Source organism: Serratia sp. 506_PEND (assembly GCF_001076875.1).
GTDB lineage: Bacteria > Pseudomonadota > Gammaproteobacteria > Enterobacterales > Enterobacteriaceae > Serratia > Serratia marcescens.
Genome location: NZ_JVEL01000407.1, coordinates 1 through 21320, shown reverse-complemented (window position 1 = coordinate 21320; position 21320 = coordinate 1). Strand labels below are relative to the sequence as shown.

The window sequence follows — 21320 nt, the reverse complement described above, 5'->3', positions numbered from 1 at the left end:
CCCGCCGATGGCGGCGCTCAAACAACGCCACGCCCAGTTCCTCTTCCAGCGCCCGCACCGCCCGGCTGACGGCGCCATGCGTCAAATTCAGCCCCTGCTCCGCCTGCGTAAAACTTTCCAATCGCGCGGCGGCCTCGAAGCAGCGCAGCCCGCCCAACGGCAACGGCCTGCCGGTTTTGCGTGAGTTTTTCTCACCGATATTGTCACTATTCATCGTTTGTCATCGAGAAAAATTACTCTTATAAATCAGCCACTCTATTGATAAACACCGCAAGGATAACTATGACTGAACTCATCGCTGTCGTCACCATTACTTTACTCGCCGTGATAAGCCCGGGGCCGGACTTCGCCATGGTCTCGCGCAATAGCCTGTTGCTTTCGCGCCGCGCCGGCGTCTTGACCGCCTGCGGCATCGGCGCCGGGGTGCTGGTCCATGTCAGCTATACGCTGATTGGCGTCGGCGTGTTGATTCAACAGTCGCCCTGGTTGTTTAACCTGCTTAAAGCCATCGGCGCCGCCTACCTGATCTACCTCGGCGTTACGCTGCTGCGCAACGCGGCGCATCATGACGCAGCCCCCAGCACAGCGCCGGCCGCCATCAGCGATTTCGCCGCCTTGAAAACCGGTTTTTTCACCAACGCGTTAAACCCGAAAACCACCATCTTCATCGTCAGCCTGTTCATGCAGGTGGTTTCTCCGCACACCCCGCTCGGCGTGCAAATCGGCTATGGTCTTTTTATCGCCGCCGTCCATATCTTCTGGTTTGCCGCCGTCGCGCTGCTATTTTCCGCACCGGGCGTCAATGCGCGCTTTTTGCGTTTGCGCCGCGGCATCGACCGCACCTTTGGCGGGCTGCTGATCGCCTTTGGCGCCCTGCTGGCGATCGCCGGCATCAAGTAACGCCGTAACGCCAAGTTCGCCATTCGCTTCTATGCTTATCAGGGGTTTTTGTTAATCATCTGAGCGGGAGTACGGAACATGACGAAACTGTTGGTGCTTTATTACTCAATGTACGGCCACATCGAACGTCTGGCGCTGGCGGTGGCCGAAGGGGCAAATCGGGTCGATAACGTGGACGTGACGATTAAACGCGTGCCGGAAACCATGACGCCGGAAGCCTTCGCCAAGGCCGGGGGCAAGCAACACCAGCAGGCGCCGGTCGCCACCCCGCAAGAGCTGGCGGACTATGACGGCATTATCTTCGGTACGCCGACCCGCTTCGGCAATATGGCCGGGCAAATGCGCACCTTCCTCGATCAGACCGGCGGCCTGTGGGCTTCCGGCGCGCTGTACGGCAAGGTAGGCAGCGTCTTCTCCTCCACCGGCACCGGCGGTGGCCAGGAACAGACCATCAGTTCGACCTGGACCACGCTGGCGCACCACGGTTTCATCATCGTGCCGATCGGCTATGCGACGCAGGAGCTGTTTGACGTTTCACAGGTGCGCGGCGGCACCCCGTATGGCGCCACCACCATCGCCGGCGCCGACGGTTCGCGGCAGCCAAGCAACGAAGAGCTGACCATTGCCCGTTATCAGGGCGAACACGTGGCCAAAATCACCGCCAAGCTGAAAAGTTAAGCGCCCTCCAGCCTCGTGATCCAAAGGGCCGCGCATTCGCACGGCCCCATCTTGTTGCCGACCCGCCGCAAGGTTAGAATGCCCCTCCCCCGGCCATTCAGCGTCTGAAGGCCAGGCCCGAATTCGTTCTGCCCGTCGCTCATCCGCTTTCAGCCTGAGGACGGGCGTTCTGTTTTTTGCGCACAGCGAAGGGAATAAGTCAGTGTCTAAAGATTTTGATGAACTAATAAGAGACATGGATCTTATTATTGAAAATGTAGACAGCTTCAAGGCTCTGGCTCCGCGCGCGCCCGAGCCGGCTCCGGCCCCGCCGCCGCCGGTTCATCACTACGACTCGTTCTGCGAAAACATCGCGCTGAAAGTCGTCTTGAAGGTGCTGCTGTCTTCGGTGGACAAGATAGTCAAAGTGCAGATCGCCAACAAGGTCGAGCAGGAAATCGCCCAGATCGAACAGCAGGTGGTGCGCGCCGGCGGCGGCCCGGTATCACCGGACGATCTGGCGCAGATGACGCATTACGTTCGCCGCACGGTCAACGACCTGCTGGAATAATCCCCCCTTTGAAACGGCGTCTGTTGGACGCCGTTTTTATTTCCGCCGCATTTCACGTGCGGCGTGGCTGTACCATGACTGACACATTCACAACATGAATATGTTGCATTGTTGTATTCGTTTCACTGCGATAAGTTTAATTTACTGTAAATATATACAGTACTTTTTTGACTTATTGAGGATATGAATATGCGCTTTAACAACAAGATGTTGGCCCTGGCCGCCCTGCTGTTCGCCGCACAGGCGTCGGCCGACACGCTCGAATCCATCGACAACTGCGCGGTCGGCTGCCCGACCGGCGGCAGCAGCAACGTGTCTATCGTGCGTCATGCTTATACGTTGAACAACAACAGCACCACCAAGTTCGCCAACTGGGTGGCTTATCACATCACCAAAGACACACCGGCCAGCGGCAAGACGCGCAACTGGAAAACCGATCCGGCGCTCAACCCGGCGGACACGTTGGCGCCCGCCGATTACACTGGCGCCAACGCGGCGCTAAAGGTCGATCGCGGTCATCAGGCGCCGCTGGCCTCGCTGGCGGGCGTCTCCGACTGGGAATCGCTGAATTACCTGTCCAACATCACGCCGCAAAAGTCCGATCTTAACCAGGGCGCCTGGGCGCGGCTGGAAGATCAGGAACGCAAGCTGATCGATCGCGCCGATATCTCCTCGGTCTATACCGTGACCGGGCCGCTGTATGAACGCGATATGGGCAAACTGCCGGGCACCCAGAAAGCGCACACCATCCCCAGCGCCTACTGGAAGGTGATTTTCATCAACAACAGCCCGGCGGTGAACCACTATGCCGCTTTCCTGTTCGATCAGAACACGCCGAAGAGCGCCGATTTCTGCCAATTCCGCGTGACGGTGGACGAGATCGAGAAACGCACCGGCCTGATCATCTGGGCCGGTTTGCCGGACGACGTGCAGGCTTCGCTGAAGAGCAAACCCGGCGTCCTGCCGGAGTTGATGGGCTGCAAAAACTGACGAAAAAACCCGCCGAAGCGGGTTTATTTTTCACGCGGGCGCCGGCGGATTATTCCGTCAGCGCCTTTTGCGCGGCGGCCAACTCACGCTGACGGGGTGAGGCTACCGCGTGATCGCGCGCCAACAGCGTATACACCGTCGGCAACACAAACAGGGTAAACAGCGTGCCCACCAGCATGCCGGAGACGATCACCAGCCCCAGGCCGAAGCGGCTGGCAGCCCCGGCGCCGCTGGCGAACAGCAGCGGGATCAAACCGAACACCATCGCCCCAGTGGTCATCAGCACCGGCCGCAGACGAATTTGCGCCGCCTGCAAAATCGCGCCGCGCCGCGTCAGCCCCTGATGCATCTGCAGCTCATTGGCGAACTCCACCATCAGAATGCCGTGCTTGCTGATGAGCCCGATCAGGGTCACCAGCCCGACCTGGGTGTAGATATTCATCGTGGCGTAGCCCAGCGCCAGCGGCAGCAAGGCGCCGCAGATCGACAGCGGCACGGTGATGAGGATAATCAGCGGATCTTTCAGGCTCTCGTACTGCGCCGCCAGCACCAGGTAAATGATCACCAACGCCGCCAGGAATGCGAACGCCAGCGCGCTGCCCTCTTGGGTGTATTGGCGCGAATCCCCCTGCCAGTCGTGGCTAAATTCGGCCGGCAGCGCATTGGCCTGCCGTTCGAGGAAAGCCACCGCTTCGCCCATCGAAACGCCGGGCGCGGGAATGGCCTGCAGGGTGGCGGCGTTCTGCTGGTTGAACTGGGTCAGCTTGTTCGGTTCGACCTTAACGGCCACCGATACCACGGTGGAGAGCGGCACCAGCGTATTGTCCTGGGTGCGGACATATTGCCGCGCCAGCGCCTGCGGCGTCAGCCGTTGTTCGCGCAGGCTTTGCGGTATGACGTCATAAGCGCGCCCGTCCATGCCGAAGCGGTTGAGGTAGTTCTCTCCCACCAGCACCGCCAACGATTCACCGATGTCGCTCATGCGTATCCCCAGACTGTTGGCCTTGGCGCGATCGATGCGCACCTCCGCCAGCGGGTTGTTGTAGTCCAAATCGCTGTCCACCACCATAAACAGGCCGCTGTTTCTGGCGTTCTGCTTCACCTCCTCCAGGGTGCGGTACAGCTGCGGGTAGTCCTGCGGCGTACGCAGCACCATTTGCACCGGCAGCCCCCCGGTGGAGCCTGGCAGGGCGGGCAGCTGGAAGGCGAAAATGCTGGTGCCTTCAACATCGTTCACCGCCCGTTGCAGATCGGCCTGCACCGCCGACGCCGAGCGCTGGCGCGCCTGCCACAGCGTCAGGTTGATGCCGCCGATGCCGGACGCCGTGCCGTCGCTGCCGTTGATGATCCAGCGGCTTTCGGTTTCCGGCATGCGGTTGTAAACCTCATCCAGCTTGTAGGCAAAGCGTTCGACATAGTTCAGGTTGGCGTGCTGCGGCGCCTTGATGGCGGTCAGTACGATGGCCTGATCCTCGGTCGGCGCCAGCTCGCGCTGCGGCATCAGGTACAATAGCGGCAGACTGATCATCACCAGCAACGCCAGCATGCCGGTCACCCAACGGTGGTGCAGCGAGAAATCCAGCGCGCGCGCATAGCGCCGCGTCAGGCCGCCGAAGAACCACTCGGCGGCGTGCGCCACGCGCCCTTCGCTCTGTTTGGCCGGCAGCAGGAGCGAGCTCATCACCGGCGACAGCGTCAGCGCCACCACGCCGGACACCACTACCGCCCCGGCCAGCGTCAGTGCGAATTCGCGAAACAGCGCGCCGGTCAGCCCGCCCATCAGGCCGATCGGCGCATAGACCGCGGCCAGCGTCAGAGTCATGGCGATCACTGGCCCGGCCACCTCGCGTGCGCCGATCATCGCCGCCGCCAGCGGCGTTTTCCCCTCTTCGATATGGCGATGCACGTTCTCCACCACCACGATGGCGTCGTCCACCACCAAACCGATCGCCAGGACCATCGCCAGCAGCGTCAGCAAATTGACGCTGAAGCCAAAGGCCAACATCAACCCGGCAGCGCCAAGTATCGACAGCGGAATGGTCACCACCGGGATCAACACGGTGCGCAGCGACCCCAGACACAGGTAGATCACCGCCACAACGATCGCCAGCGCTTCGAGCAGGGTATGCACCACTTCATCGATCGAGGCCTGAATAAAGCGCGCGGTTTCGAACGCCAGCGCCATCTTCACGCCCGGCGGCTGCATCTTGTCGATCGCCGGCATCAGGTGGCGAATGCCGTCGACGATCACCAGCGGGTTGCCGGTCGGCGTAGGGAAGACGCCGAGGAACACCGCCGGTTCGCCATCCATCAAGGCGCTGGTTTCCGTAGCTGCGGCGCCCAGCTCCACGGTGCCGACGTCTTTCAGGCGCACCAGACCGTTGCCGTCGTTGCGCACCACCAGATTGCGAAACTCCTCTACGCTGGTGAGATCGGTATTCACCCGCACGTTGGCAACCACATACTGCCCTTTCACCTTGCCCGGCGCCGCCTGGTAGTTGTTGCGCCGCACCGCATCGGCCACATCGGCAGCGGTCAGACCGCGGCCGGCCAGCCGATCGCTGTCCAGCCACAGGCGCATCGCCATTTTTTGCCCGCCGAACACTTCAACCTTGGCGACGCCGTCGATGGTGGTGAACATCGGTTCCACCACCCGCGTCAGGTATTCGCTCAGCGCCGGCGTGGACAGCGTTTTACTGGAAAAACCGACATAGGCCACAGCGGTGGCTTCGCCGGCTGAGCGCTCAATCACCGGATCGTAAGCCTGTTCCGGCAGCTTGTAGCGCACCTGGTTGACCTTGGCCATCACTTCGGTCAGCGCCTGGGTGGAGTCGCGGTTCAGCGCCATGCGCACCGTCACCACGCTGCGCCCCTGCACCGAGGAGGAAGAAAGGTAGTCAACGCCCTCGACGGAGGACACTGCCTGGGCGATCGGCTGCGTAACAAAGCCCTGCATCAGCTCGGACGACGCGCCGGGATAGTCGGTGCTGATGGTAATGGTAGAGTTTTCCAGCAGCGGGTATTGGCGGATCGGCAGTTTGCTGAGCGCCAGCGCGCCGAACAGCAGGATCAGGGTGCTGACCACCAGCGCCAGCACCGGCCGGCGCACGAACAGATCGGTAAATGTCATCGGCCTCTCCTCAGGAACCGGCCGGAGCGGCGTTCAGGGTATCCTGCGCCACCGGCTCGGCCGCCATGCCGTCGCTCAGCTTGAGCTGGCCCGAAGTCACCACCCGATCGCCTTCCTGCAGGCCGCTGACTATCTCGACGCGCCCGTCGTTGCGCTCACCCACGGTGACCGAGGCGCGCTTGACCGTCATGCCCTTTTCACCCTGCTGGGCCAGAAACACGGTATCGCCGTACGCCGTATAGGTCAGCGCCGTTTCCGGCACCGTCAGCACCGCCACGCGTTGCCGCTGCGTGACGCGAATGCTGGCGTACATGCCGGCTTTCAGCAATCCTTGACGGTTGGCCAACGTCGCCTGCACCTGCACGGTGCGGGATTTGCCGATCATCGGGTCGATAGCGGTAATGGCGGCGGGGAAAGCGCGCTCGGGATAGGCCCCGACCTGCACCGACACCGCCTGCCCCAACGCCAGCCCGGCGCTGCTTTGTTCGTCCAGCGAGAAGTTGACGCGCAGCGTATCGGCGTCCACCAGGTTCGCCACCGCCTCGGCGGCGTTGAGGTATTGCCCTTCATGCACGCGGCGAATGCCGATGGTGCCGGAGAACGGCGCGCGGATCGCCTTTTGTGCGATTTTGGCCTGCGTTTCCTGCACCGCCCCGAACGCCATATCCCGTTCGGCCAGCGCATCGTCCAGCTGTTGTCGCGCGGTGGCGTTGAGGTTCATCAGCTTGCGCATGCGCGCCAACAGCAGATCGGCATTGCGCAATTGCGCCTGCAGGCGCACCAGCTCAGCCTGCTCGACCGCATCGTTGAGCTGCACCAGCAGTTGCCCCTGCCGCACCGTTTGGCCGGATTCGAACAGGATGCGCGTGATGCGGCCGCTGGTCTCTGCCGCCACTTCCACCTGGCTGGCCGCCTCCAGCTCGCCCACGCCGGCGTAACTGCGCGCCGCCTGTTCACGCAGTGCGGGCGCCAGCGCCACTTTCACCGGCGGATAGGCCGGCGCGCCTTCGCTTTGCCGCGCGGTGGATCGCATCGCTACCGCAGCGACGGCGAGCGCCGCCAGCAGCGCGGCAATAATGAGGTATCGTTTCATCATGTAACGGTTTCTTCCTGATTTTACAGCCAAAGCCATCCTTCCCCCGACGCAGCGCAGGCAGGTGACGAAAGATGCCGGTTGCCAAGCCCGGCTGGCTGCACTATAAAACCTCAGGTTAACTTGAGGTCAAGCTGAGGAACGTGGAATGGCAAGAAATGAACCGATTAACACCTATCGGCTATTGACCGTTGGAGAAGTGGCGAAGCGCAGCGGCGTAGCGGTATCCGCGTTGCACTTTTACGAAAGCAAGGGGCTGATTCAGGCAACGCGCAACGCCGGTAACCAGCGCCGCTACACGCCGGTGGTGTTGCGCTACATCGCGGTGATCAAGATCGCGCAAAGCGCGGGCATTCCACTGGAGGAGATCCGCGCCACGCTGGGCCGCTTTCCCAGCGGCAGCAAACTGACCTCAGAACAATGGGGGCTTTTGTCCTCCGCCTGGCGCAAAACGCTGGATGAACGTATTCAACGGCTAACGGTGCTGCGCGACCATCTCGACAGCTGCATCGGCTGCGGCTGCCTGTCGCTCGCCGACTGCCCGCTGCGCAACCCAAACGATATTTTGGGCCAACAGGGCGCCGGCGCGCATATTTTCGAACACCCGACGGAACACCGCTGAGCGAAACAGGTTGCGCACCGGTTCTCCCGGGCCTCTCAGGGATAGATGATGTTCAACGTGGCCGAGGTGTTGATTTCCCCCTGCGTCACGCCGTCGCGCTGATAAGGGTAATAATAAGCGCCCATGCCGATGATGAAGTGACTGTTCAGGCTGCCGCCGGCGGCGACATGAAACAGTGAGGTGGCGCTGCCGCGATCGACGTTGGAAGGCGACAATACCACCGGCGAGCTCGGCATGTCGCGCTTGACCAGGCGCAGCCCCACTCCTTGCGCGCCGCCCGCATTGGCATTGGTCAACACGCTGGCGTCGGAGGCCAGCAGGTTATTGCTGGACAGGAACATCTCAACGGCGCGATCGGCGATGCCTTCCTGCTGCATGTTCTGGCAGCTGATGTTCAGCGAGAACGGCGTGTAGCCGGGTTGATTGTTATTCAGCACCTGCGCCATGCCCATTTTGGGCAACCTGACCGTCAGGCCGGCGTTGTCGAAACGACAGGTGGTGGTTTTCGGCGCGTATTTGATGTTCATCGGCTGGCCGTACATGTCGCGATCGTCATAAGGCCAGTTGCCGGTAAGCAACCAGGTGAGCAGTTTCCCCACTTGCTCCAACAGCCAGAACGGCAATTCCAGAATGCCGATGCCGGTCACATCGCTCACCAGTAAAACGTCATCGAGCATCAAGGTATCGCCCGGCACCACTCGCCCATCCTTGGGTTTTTGCACCAGCGAATAACGAATGGTCATCGGCGAGTTTAACTCTGACGCGGAGTGTTCCCCGCGCCCCCTCAACGTTCTGTCGCTTATCTTGTTGGTGATTTCCGCCCGGATCCACTGTTGACCGTTGTTAAAACCGAAAATCGCGGCCTGCGAATCTTTCGGCGAAAGCTTGATGGTGTAGGAAAAGTTGCTTTTGGACTTGCTGCAGTTAAATGTGCCGGTGTACTGGGTATTATATTGCGCCTCCCAGACCGGCATATTGGCGCTCAGCTTATCGGAGAGATCAACAAAAATCGGGGGCGCAAACTCCGCTCCTTTGCCATAGCAGGAAGCATGGCTATAGCCGCTGAACAGCCCGGACAGCAGCAGCAAAAAAATCAGCCTGATCATAGATTCGGTTATCCTGTATTAGCGGCAAACGCCGGGCGACGCATCCAGCGCCAGAGTCGGTTTGGCGATGCGGCAACTGCCGTCGCGCAATTGCACCGTCAACGCCGTTGGCGGCTGTTCAGCGCGCAGGTACAACACGCTGGCCTGGCCGACAAAACCTACCGACCGAGCGTTTTCATCCATCACTTCGGCGCCGAACGGCAGCGGTGCACCATCGGCGCGCTGCGCCCGCAGCTGGAATGGCCGGCGTTGGTCGGTCTCGAATTTCAGGTAACTGACCGCGCCGTAGTAAGGCACATGGTTGGCGACGTTGCCGCTGATTTCCGCCCCGCTGCTGTGGCCGGTATCCGATAGCGTGACCGAGTTTTGCCGGTACGGCGTGGCGTAAGGCACCAGCGCCAACCCCTGCGCATTGGTCACGATGCTTTCGTCGCCGTTGACCATCAGCCCTTCGGCCTGCGGCGCCTCGACCACCGTCATGGTGTTGCCGATCTCGTTCGACGCCAGCAGATGCCAGGGGATCGCCACCAGGCTGCCGCGCGCGCTGAGGCCGCTCTGACGATAATCATCGCCTTCGCTGTAGGAGACGCCCAGCGTCGAGGCGCGCGCGCGATAGGCCGCATTGACGCTGGCCATATTGTCGCCGCCGCTGCGATTGCTGCCGCTCAGCGAGTAGCTCAGGCGGTTGGATTCCAGCGCATTGCCGCTCAGGCTGACCGTGCTTTGCTGATAGTGAGAGTCCGTCGCAGACAGACCGGTGCTGAGGTAGGCGTTGTTATCGAACACCGACAGCGGCAGGCTGAACGACAGGTAATAGCGCGTCTCTTCCTCACGCTGGCTGTTGCGCACCCGGCTGGCGGAAACGGAGTAGCTGACGCGCCCCAGATTGTTGGAGTACCCCAGTTGGTATTCGCGGCTTTTCGCATTGGCCGTCCAGTAATCACGCTGGGAGCCGGAGAAGAACAGCGTGCCCCACCCTTCGTTAAGACGCTGGTTCAGGTTGAGCGTAAAGGTATTCTTCGGCCGAGCCGAACGCAGCGCATCCCAGGTGTTCATATCCAGTTCGGACACGCCCTCCTCGTCGCGCCAGCGATCAACCTGACGCTCCAGCTGGCGATAGCCGTCATTGGAGTAAATGGCGTCGGTAAAGCTGTAGTAACCGCGGGTGGAGTAGCGATAGGCAGCCAGCGTGAAGTTGGTCGCGGTGACATCGAGAAATTTACTGTAGGCGATACGGAAGCTCTGCCCGCTTTCACGGCGGTTTTTCAGGCGAGTATCGGCATGCGTCAGGTCAATGGACACTGCCCCTATCGGCAGGTTCCAGCCGCTGCCGAGCAGCCAGGCCTGATAATCGTCGCTCAAAATGCTGCCGGCATAACCCGTTACCAGATTGTTGAAACCGTACTGCAGGGTGCCCTGTACAAAGCCGGGGTCGTAATCGGTATTGTTTTCGTTTACCTTGCCGGCCAGTACGCTGTATTGGCTGCCCCCCTGTTTCAACATGTTGGGTACGGCTGAAAACGGCACGCTGAACGACTGCTCGCGCCCGTCAGCCTCTTTGACCGTCACCCACAGATCGCCCGCCGAACCGGTCGGCTGAATGCTGTCGAGGGTAAAGGCGCCCGGCGGCACGTTTTCCTGGTAGATCACGTTGCCGTTCTGCACCACTTTCACCAGGGCGTTGGATTGCGCCACGCCACGCACGATCGGTGAAAAACCCTGCTGCGAGTTGGGCCGCATGCTGATATCCGACGCCAGCGCCACCCCGCGAATGCGTACCGAGTCGAACAGCTCCCCCGGCGAATAAAAATCACCGGCGGTCAGGTTGGATTTGATGTCGGCGAAGCCGCGCTGCAGATAACGCGTGTTGTTTTGCCAATGGCTCCCCCGCCCGCTGCCGTGGCGAAAGCTGCTGCTGTCGCGAAATTGCCAGCCGGCCAGATTGATCCCGGATTCCAGCCCGGTATAAAAATCGTCATTGTTGCTGCGATTGCCTTCGCCGCGCGCCTCGGCGTGGTAGTAGGTCGCGTTGTAGGCCAGCGTCAACGCGGAGATGCCACGATTCCAGAAAGCCGGATCCACGTATCCTGCTTCCGATCGGTTGATCCGCGCCTGCGGCACCGTCAACCGCAGGCTCAGCGCGCCGACGTCCATATCGAACCGCCCGCCCTGTACCAGCGAGACGACCGACAGCGTCGTCTGGGTCGCCTGAGGTGTCGGCAATTGACTCAGATCGATCCCCAACCGCTGCGCATCCTGGTAGTCAATTTGAATGTCGTCGCGTTGCGTGCCAAACAGCAACGCGTAGCGCCCTTTCCAGTCATGATTGACATACACATCGATCTCCTGCCGGCCGGCAGGCATGTCATTGTTGAGGTAAAAACGCGAAAGATCGGAATCGCGCGATTCGCCGGCCAACAGCGAAGTATCGAACGTCACCGCCCAGGCCGTATCCGGCAACAAGAATGAAGAGGCGGTCAGCAGCGAGAGGACTTTTTTATTCAGCTTCATTGTTGTTCTTTCAGGTTAGTGTGCGGTGATGGCTTTAGACTTGTAAGCCCCCAGATCGTCGATATACATCAGGTCATAACGCGCATTTTTACTGACCGATCGTTTGCTGGCAGCAAACTGGGCGGAAAACGGCGCAACCATCAGCGAATCAACCAGCAGATGCTTGTCCTCACCCTGGCCGATATTCGCTACCGTGATGAAATACGGGCTGTTGTTGATGACGTTGAACCCCTTGCCATTGGCTTGCAGCGTCAGTTTTTCCAACGCGTTTTCTACGCCGCGGGTTAAGGCCTGCGGGCGGTAGAACAGCTTGATGCGCGATTTGATCGCCAACTGCAGCGTATTGGTACCCTGCAGGTTTTCCGGCGTCGGCGGGATATCCAGCACGTTGAGATAGAACACCGATTCGCGATCCGCCGCCAACGCGGCGCCGACTTTCTGAATGCGCAGCTGCTGCCCGCTGTTGCCGTTCACTTTCACCACCGGTGGCGATAGCAAAAACGGTACGTTGGCGGTTTCCGGGGTGGAATTGATGTCGCCGTCGTCGATCCAGGCCTGAACCAGTGAGGGATCGGCACCGTTATTCAGCAGTTGGACAATCACATCCTTGTTGTTTGCCGGGTAGATCACCCGCGTACCGTTAACCACCACATTGGCCTGCGCGCCAACGGAACCGAACAACAGCGCCGCTATCATCATATATTTTTTCATCGTTCCCCCGGGTGACCAGGCCCATCAAGGGCCTGGCTTTCAGCGCGATTACAGGTAAGAAATGGTGTAAGTCACGTTGGAGCTCAGAGCGCCCACTTTTGCCGCTTCGGCGTTGGTTTTGTAGTAGTACGCGTCCAGCGTCAGGGTTTCTGAATCCGGTGCCGCTTTATCGCCCATGATGTCGGTGACATAAGGCACGTTCAGCTGGATCGGGGTGGAAGAACCGGTTTCAGCCAGAGAGAAGCCCACGTTCTTCGCGACGGAAGCGTCGTTCTCGTTGACCGAGTTGTTCAGCAAATATTTGCCGTCGGTGGAGATGTTATCCGCGGAGGAGAAGTAGATTTTCAGCGGGGTGCCTGCAGTGCCGGCCGCCGGCGAACAGCCGGAGAAGGTCAGCGAGAAGGACTTCTTGTTCTTGGTGATTGGTCCAACGGTGTTACCCGCGTCGGTCACCGAGATCGGGCTCAGCGCAACGGTGAAATCCGCGCTTTTTCCGCCGTTAATCGTACAGGTGGTGTCGGTAATGGCGCCGGTAAAGTTAATGATGCCACCGGCGGAATTGTCTTCAGCAAAAGCCGTAGGGGCAGCGACCGCAGCCGCCATGATTGCAACAGAAAACATCTTCTTCATCATGAGATAAAACTCCATAACAGTTTGGTTTAAGAGAACAAATAAAAATCAGCCGCTGCCGGCGGGATAAAACAATCCCTCCCCGTAATACAGAGGCAAAAGGATGAACACATTCCTGTTTTTATAAAATCAAGCAATGACGTTATTAATCACCCGACAATAGAAACGATAAAAATAACGAATATCTAGGAAACCTCCGAGAAACCGGATGATATTTCCAGTAAGTTGTGCACCCGATTCTTCAATCCCATTTTGCGTAATGCACTGCATTTCTGCGTACTGACCGTTTTTACGCTTTTATCAAGAATCTTGGAAACCTGAGTCACCGTATAGCCGAAGGAAAGCAAATGGAGTGTTTCCACTTCACTTTCCGTCAGACAACTTTTCGTATGGCGGCCCACTCCTCTCTCAACGCTTCCATTCAATGCAGGATGCTGCGAGATATTATCCATCAGAAAAGACAACTCTTTACTGATGCCGGGGACACTGCCTTTTTTATCGAGCACGACGACATCATGCGAGACAGAGCGAAATAACAGACGGCGCTTCTCTTCCGTCGTCAGAAAAATCTTTACACCATGAATAGCAGCCAACAACGCCACAACCATACTGAAACGCAACATGCTTTTTACCGCATCATCGACGATCAGAATATCGTGGCAATTTCGCCCCATAGCCAAAGGCAGATCGTCATAGTAGGCAATAACGTGATCTTTATGAAAAATCCTTGGCATCAATATTCTTTTTATCGCCTCTCTGAAGAAAATGTTTTCAGATACGATACCGATACTGAGCATACTTCCTCCATCCATGGTCAAAGACAACGTCGATACCTTGCACTAAATACCTGTCTTTTTCTTGGAAAACTCACATTGCCGTTCGGGAGCAAACAATAAGCGATTGGCACATAAACAAGCGCCGTAAACACTAAGATAATTCTGCATCAAATCATTAACGGCAGGAACATTATTTTTATTAACCCAAATTTTAATTATTATAATCTATGGAAGATAAATTTTTTAGAATTTAACACCAAAAATGACATAAAAAACGGCAACGAACTGCGTTTTCCGTTCGCCGAGAAAATAAAAAAAACGCCCTTAATTATTTATGTTTCCCGCCCAGAACCTTGACCTACCCGAAGTTTCACTAAATACTAGCCGTGAACTGGAAGCCTATATCATTATAAAAACCTGAATACATGAAATATATTATCGACCTCTGCGTCATCTATGACGCAAACGCGTGTCGTCTTCAACTCATTGATAATGATGAGTCATCGATACGGATATCCAACCCGGCTTCGCGCCTGCTAATTGAAATGCTGACTCATCCCAATATCCCATTGAAACGCGAGATGTTGATAAAAAAGGTATGGGAAGAGTATGGTTTTTCAGGCTCATCGATCAGTCTAAATGTGGCCGTCAGTGAAATAAGGAAAGCATTCAAACTTCTGGGCAGAGAAACCTCCCCAATAAAGACCCTGGCAAAAGTTGGTTTTTGTTTCACCGCTATGATTGAAATTTATCCGCCACCGCAGGTGACCGTCAGCGAAACGCCGCCCTCTTATGCTTCAGAGCCGCTTTCGCCCCTGGCTCCTGTTGCCGAACCACACAACGTGCCGCCGCAGAAAAAGGTAAAGGTTAGCGCTGTTGCCACTGTCTGCTGCGTATTTATTCCTCTGTTGATCGCAGCGACGCTTTATCCTATCGAACCGGCTGATCAACCTCGGGAGAATTTAGTTGCGTTAGGAAAAAAAGAAAATTGCACCCTATATTCTCTGGATGCAGATAAACATATTGATGACGAACTGGAAAAACGCATGGTCAACCAGGCATTAGAAGGCAGCGGTGTGGATTGTCTAGCCAGTAAGGCGGATATCTATTTTTCCTCCGAAAAACATACGTTGATTTATAACACCTTCCTCGGAGTGTGTTATCTCGGCTCGCAAGATCGATACACCCAGTGTGTTACCTACAAAATTCTCAATGGAAAATAAATGGCCGCATTGCGCAACCCAAAAACACTGATTATCGGATTTTTGGCAGTGATTCTCTTCATTGTCCTGCTTCGCGTTTTAACACCCGCCGCACCTGTACATATGAATTGCCAAGCCGATACGATCACAAAAAAACGATTAGCTTCAGGCGATGACCTGGAACTAAAAGTGACGGGCAGTTTATTCATCTATGACGAGCATCGCGCCATGATCGTTCAACGTGGGGACATTAGCGTGGGAGGAAAAACCTACAGCCTGGATAGGAAAATAAACTTTGATATAAAGAGGTTGGATCACGGATTTTACATGACCACCCACCGAGAAATCAGTAAAGCCCCCGACGATAACGCGCCGGATGAGCTGACCAAAGAAATCCCCATGATCTCTCTCGGCATTAAGAACGGCGTTTTTTCGATGCGTAAAGTTCGACAGGATGCGTACATCGTTCATGGCGTGCTTTTCCCGGTCACGTTATGCCGTTAACGTGAAAGCAGAATGCCATAAAGCGACACCGAAGAAACACAAGGGGGCGTGCTCTTGGCAAACACGCCCCAGATAGCGGTTGGGGAGGCGGGAGGATTATTTTACCGACATATCCGTGCGGACGATGCCATGGTTTTTCATCACCTCTTCCATGGTGAGGTTCTCATCGTACGGCGTATCATCCACCACGACGTCTTGCGGGCGGACATAAGGTTTGGTCGCGCGTTTGAACATCCACCACCATACGAACACCAGAAAAGCGCCGGACTTCAAAAAGATCATCGTCCATAAGGCGACTTGATACCAGTTCATCTCTGTCTCCATAAGAGCATTAAGCGAAATTGATAAGGCGGCGTTGCTTGTCGCACCGGTAACGCCTGGCAACAGCAGGCATCCGAGCGGCCGACCTTGATGGGTGCATAATCTCACCGACGCATGGCCCTTATCAATAGCCGATCGCGTTTCCTGCAGAAGCGCCCCGGTTTATCCGCACGCAAAAGCAAAAAACCCCGTGCTCAGAGAGCACGGGGTCAGAATGTATGGCGGAGGAGCAGAGATTCGAACTCTGGAACGGTTTCCCGTCGACGGTTTTCAAGACCGTTGCCTTCAGCCACTCGGCCACCCCTCCGCAACGACGCGCACTATAAACAGACCTTATTCGCTTGTAAAGCCCAAACGCGTTCAACCGCGCGAAAAATCGCCGCAGGCAAAGCAAGCGGCGATCAAACGAACATCTTCCCCCGCTGTTGCCATAATGATAACTAAGGGTAAAGATTGGTAAACAAACTTTAATCAAGCGCTTGCGCTGCCTATCATCGGGATTATTTTGTGATGGCCTGATAAGAGAGAGCATCATTATGGACCGCATTGTCGTCTCATCTTCTTCGCGCGACTCGCTGCTCAGCACGCATAAAGTCCTGCGCAACACCTATTTCCTGTTATCCCTGACCCTGGCTTTCTCAGCCCTGACCGCGACCGCCAGTACGATGTTGGGTCTGCCTGCGCCAGGCTTGCTGCTGATGCTGGTCGGTTTCTACGGCCTGATGTTCCTGACCCATAAACTGGCCAACAGCCCGGCGGGCATTCTGGCGGCTTTCGCGCTGACCGGTTTCATGGGATACGCCCTGGGCCCGATCCTCAGTTCGTTCCTGAACGCCGGCGCGGGCGATCTGATCATGCTGGCGCTGGGCGGCACCGCCGCGGTGTTCTTCTGCTGCTCGGCGTATGTGCTGACCACCCGTAAAGACATGTCGTTCCTGTCCGGCATGATGATGGCCGGTTTTGTGGTGCTGCTGGTGGCGGTGATCGCCAACCTGTTCCTGCAGATCCCTGCTCTGCACCTGGCTATCAGCGCGCTGTTCATCCTGTTCTCCGCCGGCGCGATCCTGTGGGAAACCAGCAACATCATTCACGGCGGCGAGACCAACTACATTCGCGCCACCGTTAGCCTGTACGTGTCGCTCTACAACATGTTCATCAGCCTGTTGAGCATTCTGGGCTTCGCCCGCAGCAACTGATCGCGCGTTACGCATGCCTTCCAGGCCCCGCTCCGGCGGGGCTTTGTTTTTTGCAGCCGAAAAAATTTGCTAAACTGGCGGCCGTTCCGAATTATCCGTTATCGAGGCAGTATGTTGGAGTTTGAAGGTCAGGTTATCGACACTGACGCGCAGGGCTATCTGAAAAACAGCGCCGACTGGCATGAGGGCCTGGCGCCGCTGCTGGCCGCGCAGGAAGAGATCGTGCTCACCGAAGCACACTGGGAAGTGGTACGCTTCGTGCGCGACTTCTATCAGGAATTCAATACTTCGCCGGCTATTCGCATGCTGGTCAAAGCCATGGCGCAGAAATACGGCGAAGAAAAAGGCAACAGCCGCTATCTGTATCGCCTGTTTCCGAAAGGGCCGGCCAAACAAGCCACCAAAATCGCCGGCTTGCCGAAACCGGTGAAATGCATCTGACCGCTCAGCCCGCAGCGCCGCTGCAGGCGAGCATTCAGTAGCGAATGCCAAACCCGGCGTAATCGGCCACCCCCTGCGGCTCCACCAGCACGCGTTCGACGCGCGCGCTGCGCGGGCCGCCCTGTTTCAACCACTCCACCAGCTTATCCACCTGCGCCTGTGTGCCGCAGGCCACCACCTGAACGCTGCCGTCATCGAGATTGCGCGCATAGCCGGTCACCCCCAACGCCTCGGCCTGCCGCTGAGTGGAATAGCGGAACCCTACCCCCTGCACCACGCCATACACATACGCAGCAATGCAAACTTGTGTCATAATCGCCCCCTTAATTCAGTTTTCATTATGGCATTGCCGTGCCTTTGCACCGCCGTGTCACTCTTTCTATCCTAGCTGGCAGCATTATTAATTATGACCGTACGCCTGTTTCTCGCCAAAGGACGTGAAAAGTCCTTACTCCGTCGCCACCCTTGGGTCTTCTCCGGCGCCGTTCAACGCGTTGAGGGTAAAGCCCTCTCCGGTGAAACCATCGATATCCTCGACAGCCAGGGCAAGTGGCTGGCGCGCGGCGCCTATTCGCCCGAGTCGCAGATCCGCGCACGCGTCTGGACTTTCCAACAGGATGAAGAGATTAACATCGATTTCTTCATTCGCCGCCTGCAGCAAGCGCAAAGCTGGCGTGATTGGGTCGCGCAGCGTGACAGTCTGGACGGATACCGCCTGATCGCCGGCGAGTCCGACGGCCTGCCGGGCATCACTATCGATCGCTTCCAGAATTTCCTGGTGCTGCAGCTGCTGTCCGCCGGTGCCGAATACCAGCGCCCGGCCCTGCTTTCCGCCCTGCAGCATTGCTACCCGGAATGTTCGATTTACGATCGCTCCGACGTTGCGGTGCGTAAAAAAGAAGGCCTGCCGCTGGCGCAGGGCCCGGTGCTGGGCGATCTGCCGCCGGAACTGCTGCCTATTACCGAGCACGGCATGAAGCTGCTGGTGGACATTCAGCAAGGGCACAAGACCGGTTTCTACCTCGACCAGCGCGACAGTCGCCTGGCGGCGCGGAACTACTCTGCCGGCCGCCGGGTGCTGAACTGCTTCTCCTACACCGGCGCCTTCGCCGTTTCCGCTCTGATGGGCGGCTGCGAGCAAGTGATCAGCGTGGATACCTCACAGGCGGCGCTGGACATCGCAAAACAGAATGTCGAGCTCAACAAGCTGGACCTGAGCAAGGCGGAGTTCGTCCGCGATGACGTATTCCAACTGCTGCGCAACTACCGCGCTCAAGGCGAAAAATTCGATCTGATCATCATGGATCCGCCTAAGTTCGTCGAGAACAAGAATCAGTTGGCCAGCGCCTGCCGCGGCTACAAAGACATCAACATGCTGGCGCTGCAGTTGCTGAATCCAGGCGGCATTCTGCTCAGCTTCTCCTGCTCCGGCCTGATGCCGACCGACCTGTTCCAGAAAATTTTGGCCGATGCCGCTGTCGATGCCGGACGTGATGTACAATTTATAGAGCAGTTCCGCCAGGCTGCCGATCACCCGGTGATCGCCACGTATCCTGAGGGGCTGTATCTGAAAGGCTTCGCTTGTCGGGTGATGTAACTTGAAATGCGCTGCCTTGCCCCCATATATGAGCAAGGCATTGTTTCTCAGGAGGTCATCATGATTGCCAGCAAATTCGGTATCGGACAACAGGTTAGGCATAAACTGCTGGGGTATTTGGGCGTAGTGATCGATATCGACCCGGAATACTCTTTAGAACAACCCAAAGCTGACGAGATAGCGGCGAACGACGAACTGCGTTCCGCCCCTTGGTACCACGTGGTGATGGAAGACGAGGAAGGCCAACCGGTGCACACCTATCTGGCGGAAGCGCAGCTGGATGGCGAGCCCCAGGAAGCGCACCCCGAGCAACCATCGCTGGATGAACTGGCGGAATCCATCCGTCACCAGTTACAGGCGCCACGTTTGCGCAATTGACCGCGCCAAGACCTGAGAAACCCCGAGAGGGCCCGGCATCGCGCCAGGCCCTTTTTTATTTAGCGCTCCAGCCCTAAACGCGGTATTTCTATTTTCGGGCAGCGATCCATCACCACGCGCAGCCCAGCCTGTTGCGCCAGCGCCGCCGCCTGATCGTTAATCACCCCTATCTGCAGCCACAGCGCCCTGGCGCCGATCGCTATCGCCTCTTGCGCCACGCCGTAAGCCGCCTCCGAATTGCGAAACACGTCAACCATATCCACCGGCTGTGGGATAGCGGCCAGCGTAGGGTAAACCGGCTGCCCCAGCAGCGTCTGCCCCGCCAGTTTTGGGCTGACCGGTATCACCTGATACCCTTGTGCCAACAGATACGCCATCACCCCATAGCTGGGCCGCGACGGGTTATCGCTGGCGCCGACCAGCGCGATAGTTTTCACTTGCTGCAACAGCTCAACAATCTCTTGATCTTGCATCTTCAACTCCCGTTTATGACTGCGTCACTTTCCATTTCGAGTGTAACCGATCGGCATTCGCTCAGTTAAACGCAACGCGAGGGAAACTTCACCGCAATCTTATGGTCAGAGGCTGTCGCGGTTCAGCTGCGCACGGTCGTGTCTAATCGCGATAAAATATGTAAAAATGTAAACAAAATGCCAGATTGAAAAATTTTGACACAACCTATGCCGTGTTCAACACTTAGAGCTACGTCACTTTATAAGGAGATAATGATGAAATTTGGTCTGGTGGTTGCGGCGTTGCTCAGCATCAGTATGCCTGCCGCGGCTACGACCCTGAAACTCTCCCCGGACATCGACCTGCTGGTGGTCGACGGCAAGAAAATGACAGGTTCGTTGTTAAAAGGTGCCGACAGCCTTGAACTGGACGGCGGGCAGCACCAGTTGCTGTTTAAAGTGACCAAAACCGTACGCTCCGGCCAGCATACACAGGCCTATACGTCCCTGCCGCTGGTTGCCACCTTCAATACGCAAAAGATCAGCCAAGTGGCGATCGAACTGCCGCGTATCGAGAACGATCGTGATGCGCAACGCTTTGACAGAACGTTAAATTATCTGGTGGTCGATAAAGACGGCAACGCCTTGCCATTCCGGCATGATGCGCTGCATCCCGACAGCGTCACCTTCAATACCGATTTGGAAAAGGTGATGACCGATTACAACCGCCAGAACCGCCCGGCCTCCGTTCCGGCCTTTGTGCAGGCGAACGCAGGCAATCCCTCAACCCTCGCGTTGGCCGGCGCGCCGCTGAATGCCCCGACGGTGACGTTGAAAGGTGAGAACGTGTCGGAACAGATGTTGCAATACTGGTTCCAACAGGCCGACAAGGAAACACAGAAGCGTTTTCTACGCTGGGCCAATAAACAACCGATTCGCTGATCCCTCCCGGCGTCTTTCCCCGCAAAGGCGCCTTTTCTTCGCATTTTCAGGCGCAAACGCTAGGCAGTGAAAAACAGTTTCAGTAATCTGTCGCACATCCCCCTGATTAGCGAAGGACACCGAGATGGAATTGACTACCCGCACTATCGCCGCGCGCAAACATATTGCGCTGGTGGCGCACGATCACCGCAAACAGGCCCTGTTGGAGTGGGTAGAAAGCCACAAGACCATTCTTGCGCAGCATCAGCTTTACGCCACCGGCACAACCGGTAATCTGATCCAGCGCGCCAGCGGCATTCCCGTCACCAGCATGCTGAGTGGCCCGATGGGCGGCGATCAGCAGGTTGGCGCACTGATTGCGGAAGGCAAGATAGACATGCTGATCTTCTTCTGGGATCCGCTGAACGCGGTGCCGCACGATCCGGACGTGAAGGCGCTGCTACGGCTGGCGACCGTATGGAATATTCCGGTGGCCACCAACCGCTCGACCGCAGACTTTCTGATCGACTCTCCGCTGTTCAAAAACGAGGTGGAGATCGCTATTCCCGACTATCAGCGCTACCTGCAAGACCGCCTGAAATAGTCCTCCC

24 protein-coding genes and 1 tRNA gene are annotated in these 21320 nt (G+C 57.5%); 13 read left to right on the top strand and 12 right to left on the bottom strand.

Annotated elements, in window-relative coordinates; genetic code table 11:
- Window positions 1-214 (bottom strand): LysR family transcriptional regulator (locus ADK28_RS14830; protein ID WP_048795984.1); only part of this gene is annotated, 214 nt, incomplete at its 3' end.
- Between the two features lie 68 nt (window positions 215-282).
- On the opposite strand from ADK28_RS14830, the gene ADK28_RS14825 reads away from it, so the two are divergent.
- The 4 genes from ADK28_RS14825 to ADK28_RS14810 all read left to right on the top strand — a co-directional run bounded on the left by ADK28_RS14825 (window position 283) and on the right by ADK28_RS14810 (window position 3118).
- Window positions 283-900 (top strand): LysE family translocator, encoded by a 618-nt coding sequence (locus tag ADK28_RS14825; RefSeq protein ID WP_033640782.1) that lies wholly within the window; start codon window positions 283-285, stop codon window positions 898-900.
- A gap of 78 nt (window positions 901-978) precedes the next feature.
- Window positions 979-1578 carry an NAD(P)H:quinone oxidoreductase gene (gene wrbA, locus ADK28_RS14820; RefSeq protein WP_048795983.1) on the top strand — a complete coding sequence of 200 codons (600 nt, stop codon included), beginning with the start codon at window positions 979-981 and terminating at the stop codon, window positions 1576-1578.
- 235 nt (window positions 1579-1813) lie between these two features.
- Window positions 1814-2128 (top strand): hypothetical protein, encoded by a 315-nt coding sequence (locus ADK28_RS14815; RefSeq protein WP_016928271.1) that lies wholly within the window; start codon window positions 1814-1816, stop codon window positions 2126-2128.
- A 189-nt stretch (window positions 2129-2317) separates the two neighbouring features.
- Complete coding sequence (locus tag ADK28_RS14810; RefSeq protein WP_048795982.1) at window positions 2318-3118, top strand: DNA/RNA non-specific endonuclease; 801 nt, start codon at window positions 2318-2320, stop codon at window positions 3116-3118.
- Window positions 3119-3167: 49 nt separating this feature from the next.
- Here ADK28_RS14810 and ADK28_RS14805 read toward each other — a convergent pair whose 3' ends face one another.
- Both ADK28_RS14805 and ADK28_RS14800 read right to left on the bottom strand, forming a co-directional pair.
- Complete coding sequence (locus ADK28_RS14805) at window positions 3168-6248, bottom strand: MexW/MexI family multidrug efflux RND transporter permease subunit (protein WP_048795981.1); 3081 nt, start codon at window positions 6246-6248, stop codon at window positions 3168-3170.
- A 10-nt stretch (window positions 6249-6258) separates the two neighbouring features.
- Window positions 6259-7344, bottom strand: a complete 1086-nt coding sequence (locus tag ADK28_RS14800) for an efflux RND transporter periplasmic adaptor subunit (protein ID WP_048795980.1) — start codon at window positions 7342-7344, stop codon at window positions 6259-6261.
- Between the two features lie 145 nt (window positions 7345-7489).
- Here ADK28_RS14800 and soxR point away from each other — a divergent pair, with 145 nt between their 5' ends.
- Entirely contained in the window at window positions 7490-7963 is a 474-nt protein-coding gene (soxR, locus tag ADK28_RS14795; RefSeq protein WP_016928275.1) for a redox-sensitive transcriptional activator SoxR, read from the top strand.
- A 35-nt stretch (window positions 7964-7998) separates the two neighbouring features.
- On the opposite strand, the gene ADK28_RS14790 is transcribed toward soxR, so the two are convergent.
- The 5 genes from ADK28_RS14790 to ADK28_RS14770 form a co-directional block, all read right to left on the bottom strand.
- Entirely contained in the window at window positions 7999-9069 is a 1071-nt protein-coding gene (locus ADK28_RS14790; RefSeq protein ID WP_048795979.1) for a fimbrial protein, read from the bottom strand.
- Window positions 9070-9087: 18 nt separating this feature from the next.
- Window positions 9088-11580 carry a fimbria/pilus outer membrane usher protein gene (locus ADK28_RS14785; protein WP_048795978.1) on the bottom strand — a complete coding sequence of 831 codons (2493 nt, stop codon included), beginning with the start codon at window positions 11578-11580 and terminating at the stop codon, window positions 9088-9090.
- 15 nt (window positions 11581-11595) lie between these two features.
- Window positions 11596-12291, bottom strand: a complete 696-nt coding sequence (locus ADK28_RS14780; RefSeq protein ID WP_048795977.1) for a fimbrial biogenesis chaperone — start codon at window positions 12289-12291, stop codon at window positions 11596-11598.
- A 48-nt stretch (window positions 12292-12339) separates the two neighbouring features.
- Complete coding sequence (locus tag ADK28_RS14775) at window positions 12340-12924, bottom strand: fimbrial protein (protein ID WP_080286924.1); 585 nt, start codon at window positions 12922-12924, stop codon at window positions 12340-12342.
- Window positions 12925-13106: 182 nt separating this feature from the next.
- Window positions 13107-13718: a response regulator transcription factor gene (locus tag ADK28_RS14770; protein WP_048795976.1), complete on the bottom strand. Its 612-nt coding sequence runs from the start codon at window positions 13716-13718 to the stop codon at window positions 13107-13109.
- A gap of 404 nt (window positions 13719-14122) precedes the next feature.
- Here ADK28_RS14770 and ADK28_RS14765 point away from each other — a divergent pair, with 404 nt between their 5' ends.
- Both ADK28_RS14765 and ADK28_RS14760 read left to right on the top strand, forming a co-directional pair.
- Window positions 14123-14920, top strand: coding sequence for a winged helix-turn-helix domain-containing protein (locus ADK28_RS14765; RefSeq protein ID WP_048795975.1), 798 nt, complete (start codon window positions 14123-14125; stop codon window positions 14918-14920).
- Window positions 14921-15403, top strand: coding sequence for a hypothetical protein (locus ADK28_RS14760; protein WP_033640789.1), 483 nt, complete (start codon window positions 14921-14923; stop codon window positions 15401-15403).
- A 96-nt stretch (window positions 15404-15499) separates the two neighbouring features.
- On the opposite strand, the gene ADK28_RS14755 is transcribed toward ADK28_RS14760, so the two are convergent.
- Window positions 15500-15715 (bottom strand): hypothetical protein, encoded by a 216-nt coding sequence (locus tag ADK28_RS14755; RefSeq protein ID WP_016928277.1) that lies wholly within the window; start codon window positions 15713-15715, stop codon window positions 15500-15502.
- Between the two features lie 228 nt (window positions 15716-15943).
- A tRNA-Ser gene (locus tag ADK28_RS14750) sits at window positions 15944-16031 on the bottom strand.
- A gap of 229 nt (window positions 16032-16260) precedes the next feature.
- On the opposite strand from ADK28_RS14750, the gene yccA reads away from it, so the two are divergent.
- Both yccA and tusE read left to right on the top strand, forming a co-directional pair.
- A complete protein-coding gene (gene yccA, locus ADK28_RS14745; RefSeq protein WP_004928091.1) occupies window positions 16261-16920 on the top strand; it encodes an FtsH protease modulator YccA in 660 nt (219 codons plus the stop codon).
- A gap of 111 nt (window positions 16921-17031) precedes the next feature.
- On the top strand, window positions 17032-17361 hold the full coding sequence (gene tusE, locus ADK28_RS14740) for a sulfurtransferase TusE (RefSeq protein WP_004928095.1): 330 nt from the start codon (window positions 17032-17034) through the stop codon (window positions 17359-17361).
- A gap of 34 nt (window positions 17362-17395) precedes the next feature.
- Here tusE and yccX read toward each other — a convergent pair whose 3' ends face one another.
- Window positions 17396-17674 carry an acylphosphatase gene (gene yccX, locus ADK28_RS14735; protein ID WP_004928098.1) on the bottom strand — a complete coding sequence of 93 codons (279 nt, stop codon included), beginning with the start codon at window positions 17672-17674 and terminating at the stop codon, window positions 17396-17398.
- A gap of 93 nt (window positions 17675-17767) precedes the next feature.
- Here yccX and rlmI point away from each other — a divergent pair, with 93 nt between their 5' ends.
- Window positions 17768-18958, top strand: a complete 1191-nt coding sequence (gene rlmI, locus ADK28_RS14730; protein WP_048795974.1) for a 23S rRNA (cytosine(1962)-C(5))-methyltransferase RlmI — start codon at window positions 17768-17770, stop codon at window positions 18956-18958.
- A gap of 60 nt (window positions 18959-19018) precedes the next feature.
- Window positions 19019-19336 (top strand): heat shock protein HspQ, encoded by a 318-nt coding sequence (gene hspQ, locus ADK28_RS14725; RefSeq protein WP_004928104.1) that lies wholly within the window; start codon window positions 19019-19021, stop codon window positions 19334-19336.
- A gap of 59 nt (window positions 19337-19395) precedes the next feature.
- Here hspQ and ADK28_RS14720 read toward each other — a convergent pair whose 3' ends face one another.
- On the bottom strand, window positions 19396-19809 hold the full coding sequence (locus tag ADK28_RS14720) for a CoA-binding protein (protein ID WP_033640793.1): 414 nt from the start codon (window positions 19807-19809) through the stop codon (window positions 19396-19398).
- Between the two features lie 255 nt (window positions 19810-20064).
- On the opposite strand from ADK28_RS14720, the gene ADK28_RS14715 reads away from it, so the two are divergent.
- Window positions 20065-20730 (top strand): DUF2057 family protein, encoded by a 666-nt coding sequence (locus ADK28_RS14715; protein ID WP_016928283.1) that lies wholly within the window; start codon window positions 20065-20067, stop codon window positions 20728-20730.
- Window positions 20731-20854: 124 nt separating this feature from the next.
- Window positions 20855-21313, top strand: coding sequence for a methylglyoxal synthase (locus ADK28_RS14710; protein WP_016928284.1), 459 nt, complete (start codon window positions 20855-20857; stop codon window positions 21311-21313).
- Window positions 21314-21320: the final 7 nt, after the last annotated feature.

Excerpts from the sequence above, each read along its gene's own strand:
- ADK28_RS14825 (WP_033640782.1), top strand. The coding sequence starts at position 283 with ATGACTGAACTCATCGCTGTCGTCACCATTACTTTACTCGCCGTGATA.
- wrbA (WP_048795983.1), top strand. The coding sequence starts at position 979 with ATGACGAAACTGTTGGTGCTTTATTACTCAATGTACGGCCACATCGAA.
- ADK28_RS14815 (WP_016928271.1), top strand. The coding sequence starts at position 1,814 with ATGGATCTTATTATTGAAAATGTAGACAGCTTCAAGGCTCTGGCTCCG.
- ADK28_RS14810 (WP_048795982.1), top strand. The coding sequence starts at position 2,318 with ATGCGCTTTAACAACAAGATGTTGGCCCTGGCCGCCCTGCTGTTCGCC.
- ADK28_RS14805 (WP_048795981.1), bottom strand. The coding sequence starts at position 6,248 with ATGACATTTACCGATCTGTTCGTGCGCCGGCCGGTGCTGGCGCTGGTG.
- ADK28_RS14800 (WP_048795980.1), bottom strand. The coding sequence starts at position 7,344 with ATGATGAAACGATACCTCATTATTGCCGCGCTGCTGGCGGCGCTCGCC.
- soxR (WP_016928275.1), top strand. The coding sequence starts at position 7,490 with ATGGCAAGAAATGAACCGATTAACACCTATCGGCTATTGACCGTTGGA.
- ADK28_RS14790 (WP_048795979.1), bottom strand. The coding sequence starts at position 9,069 with ATGATCAGGCTGATTTTTTTGCTGCTGCTGTCCGGGCTGTTCAGCGGC.
- ADK28_RS14785 (WP_048795978.1), bottom strand. The coding sequence starts at position 11,580 with ATGAAGCTGAATAAAAAAGTCCTCTCGCTGCTGACCGCCTCTTCATTC.
- ADK28_RS14780 (WP_048795977.1), bottom strand. The coding sequence starts at position 12,291 with ATGAAAAAATATATGATGATAGCGGCGCTGTTGTTCGGTTCCGTTGGC.
- ADK28_RS14775 (WP_080286924.1), bottom strand. The coding sequence starts at position 12,924 with ATGATGAAGAAGATGTTTTCTGTTGCAATCATGGCGGCTGCGGTCGCT.
- ADK28_RS14770 (WP_048795976.1), bottom strand. The coding sequence starts at position 13,718 with ATGCTCAGTATCGGTATCGTATCTGAAAACATTTTCTTCAGAGAGGCG.
- ADK28_RS14765 (WP_048795975.1), top strand. The coding sequence starts at position 14,123 with ATGAAATATATTATCGACCTCTGCGTCATCTATGACGCAAACGCGTGT.
- ADK28_RS14760 (WP_033640789.1), top strand. The coding sequence starts at position 14,921 with ATGGCCGCATTGCGCAACCCAAAAACACTGATTATCGGATTTTTGGCA.
- ADK28_RS14755 (WP_016928277.1), bottom strand. The coding sequence starts at position 15,715 with ATGAACTGGTATCAAGTCGCCTTATGGACGATGATCTTTTTGAAGTCC.
- yccA (WP_004928091.1), top strand. The coding sequence starts at position 16,261 with ATGGACCGCATTGTCGTCTCATCTTCTTCGCGCGACTCGCTGCTCAGC.
- tusE (WP_004928095.1), top strand. The coding sequence starts at position 17,032 with ATGTTGGAGTTTGAAGGTCAGGTTATCGACACTGACGCGCAGGGCTAT.
- yccX (WP_004928098.1), bottom strand. The coding sequence starts at position 17,674 with ATGACACAAGTTTGCATTGCTGCGTATGTGTATGGCGTGGTGCAGGGG.
- rlmI (WP_048795974.1), top strand. The coding sequence starts at position 17,768 with ATGACCGTACGCCTGTTTCTCGCCAAAGGACGTGAAAAGTCCTTACTC.
- hspQ (WP_004928104.1), top strand. The coding sequence starts at position 19,019 with ATGATTGCCAGCAAATTCGGTATCGGACAACAGGTTAGGCATAAACTG.
- ADK28_RS14720 (WP_033640793.1), bottom strand. The coding sequence starts at position 19,809 with ATGCAAGATCAAGAGATTGTTGAGCTGTTGCAGCAAGTGAAAACTATC.
- ADK28_RS14715 (WP_016928283.1), top strand. The coding sequence starts at position 20,065 with ATGAAATTTGGTCTGGTGGTTGCGGCGTTGCTCAGCATCAGTATGCCT.
- ADK28_RS14710 (WP_016928284.1), top strand. The coding sequence starts at position 20,855 with ATGGAATTGACTACCCGCACTATCGCCGCGCGCAAACATATTGCGCTG.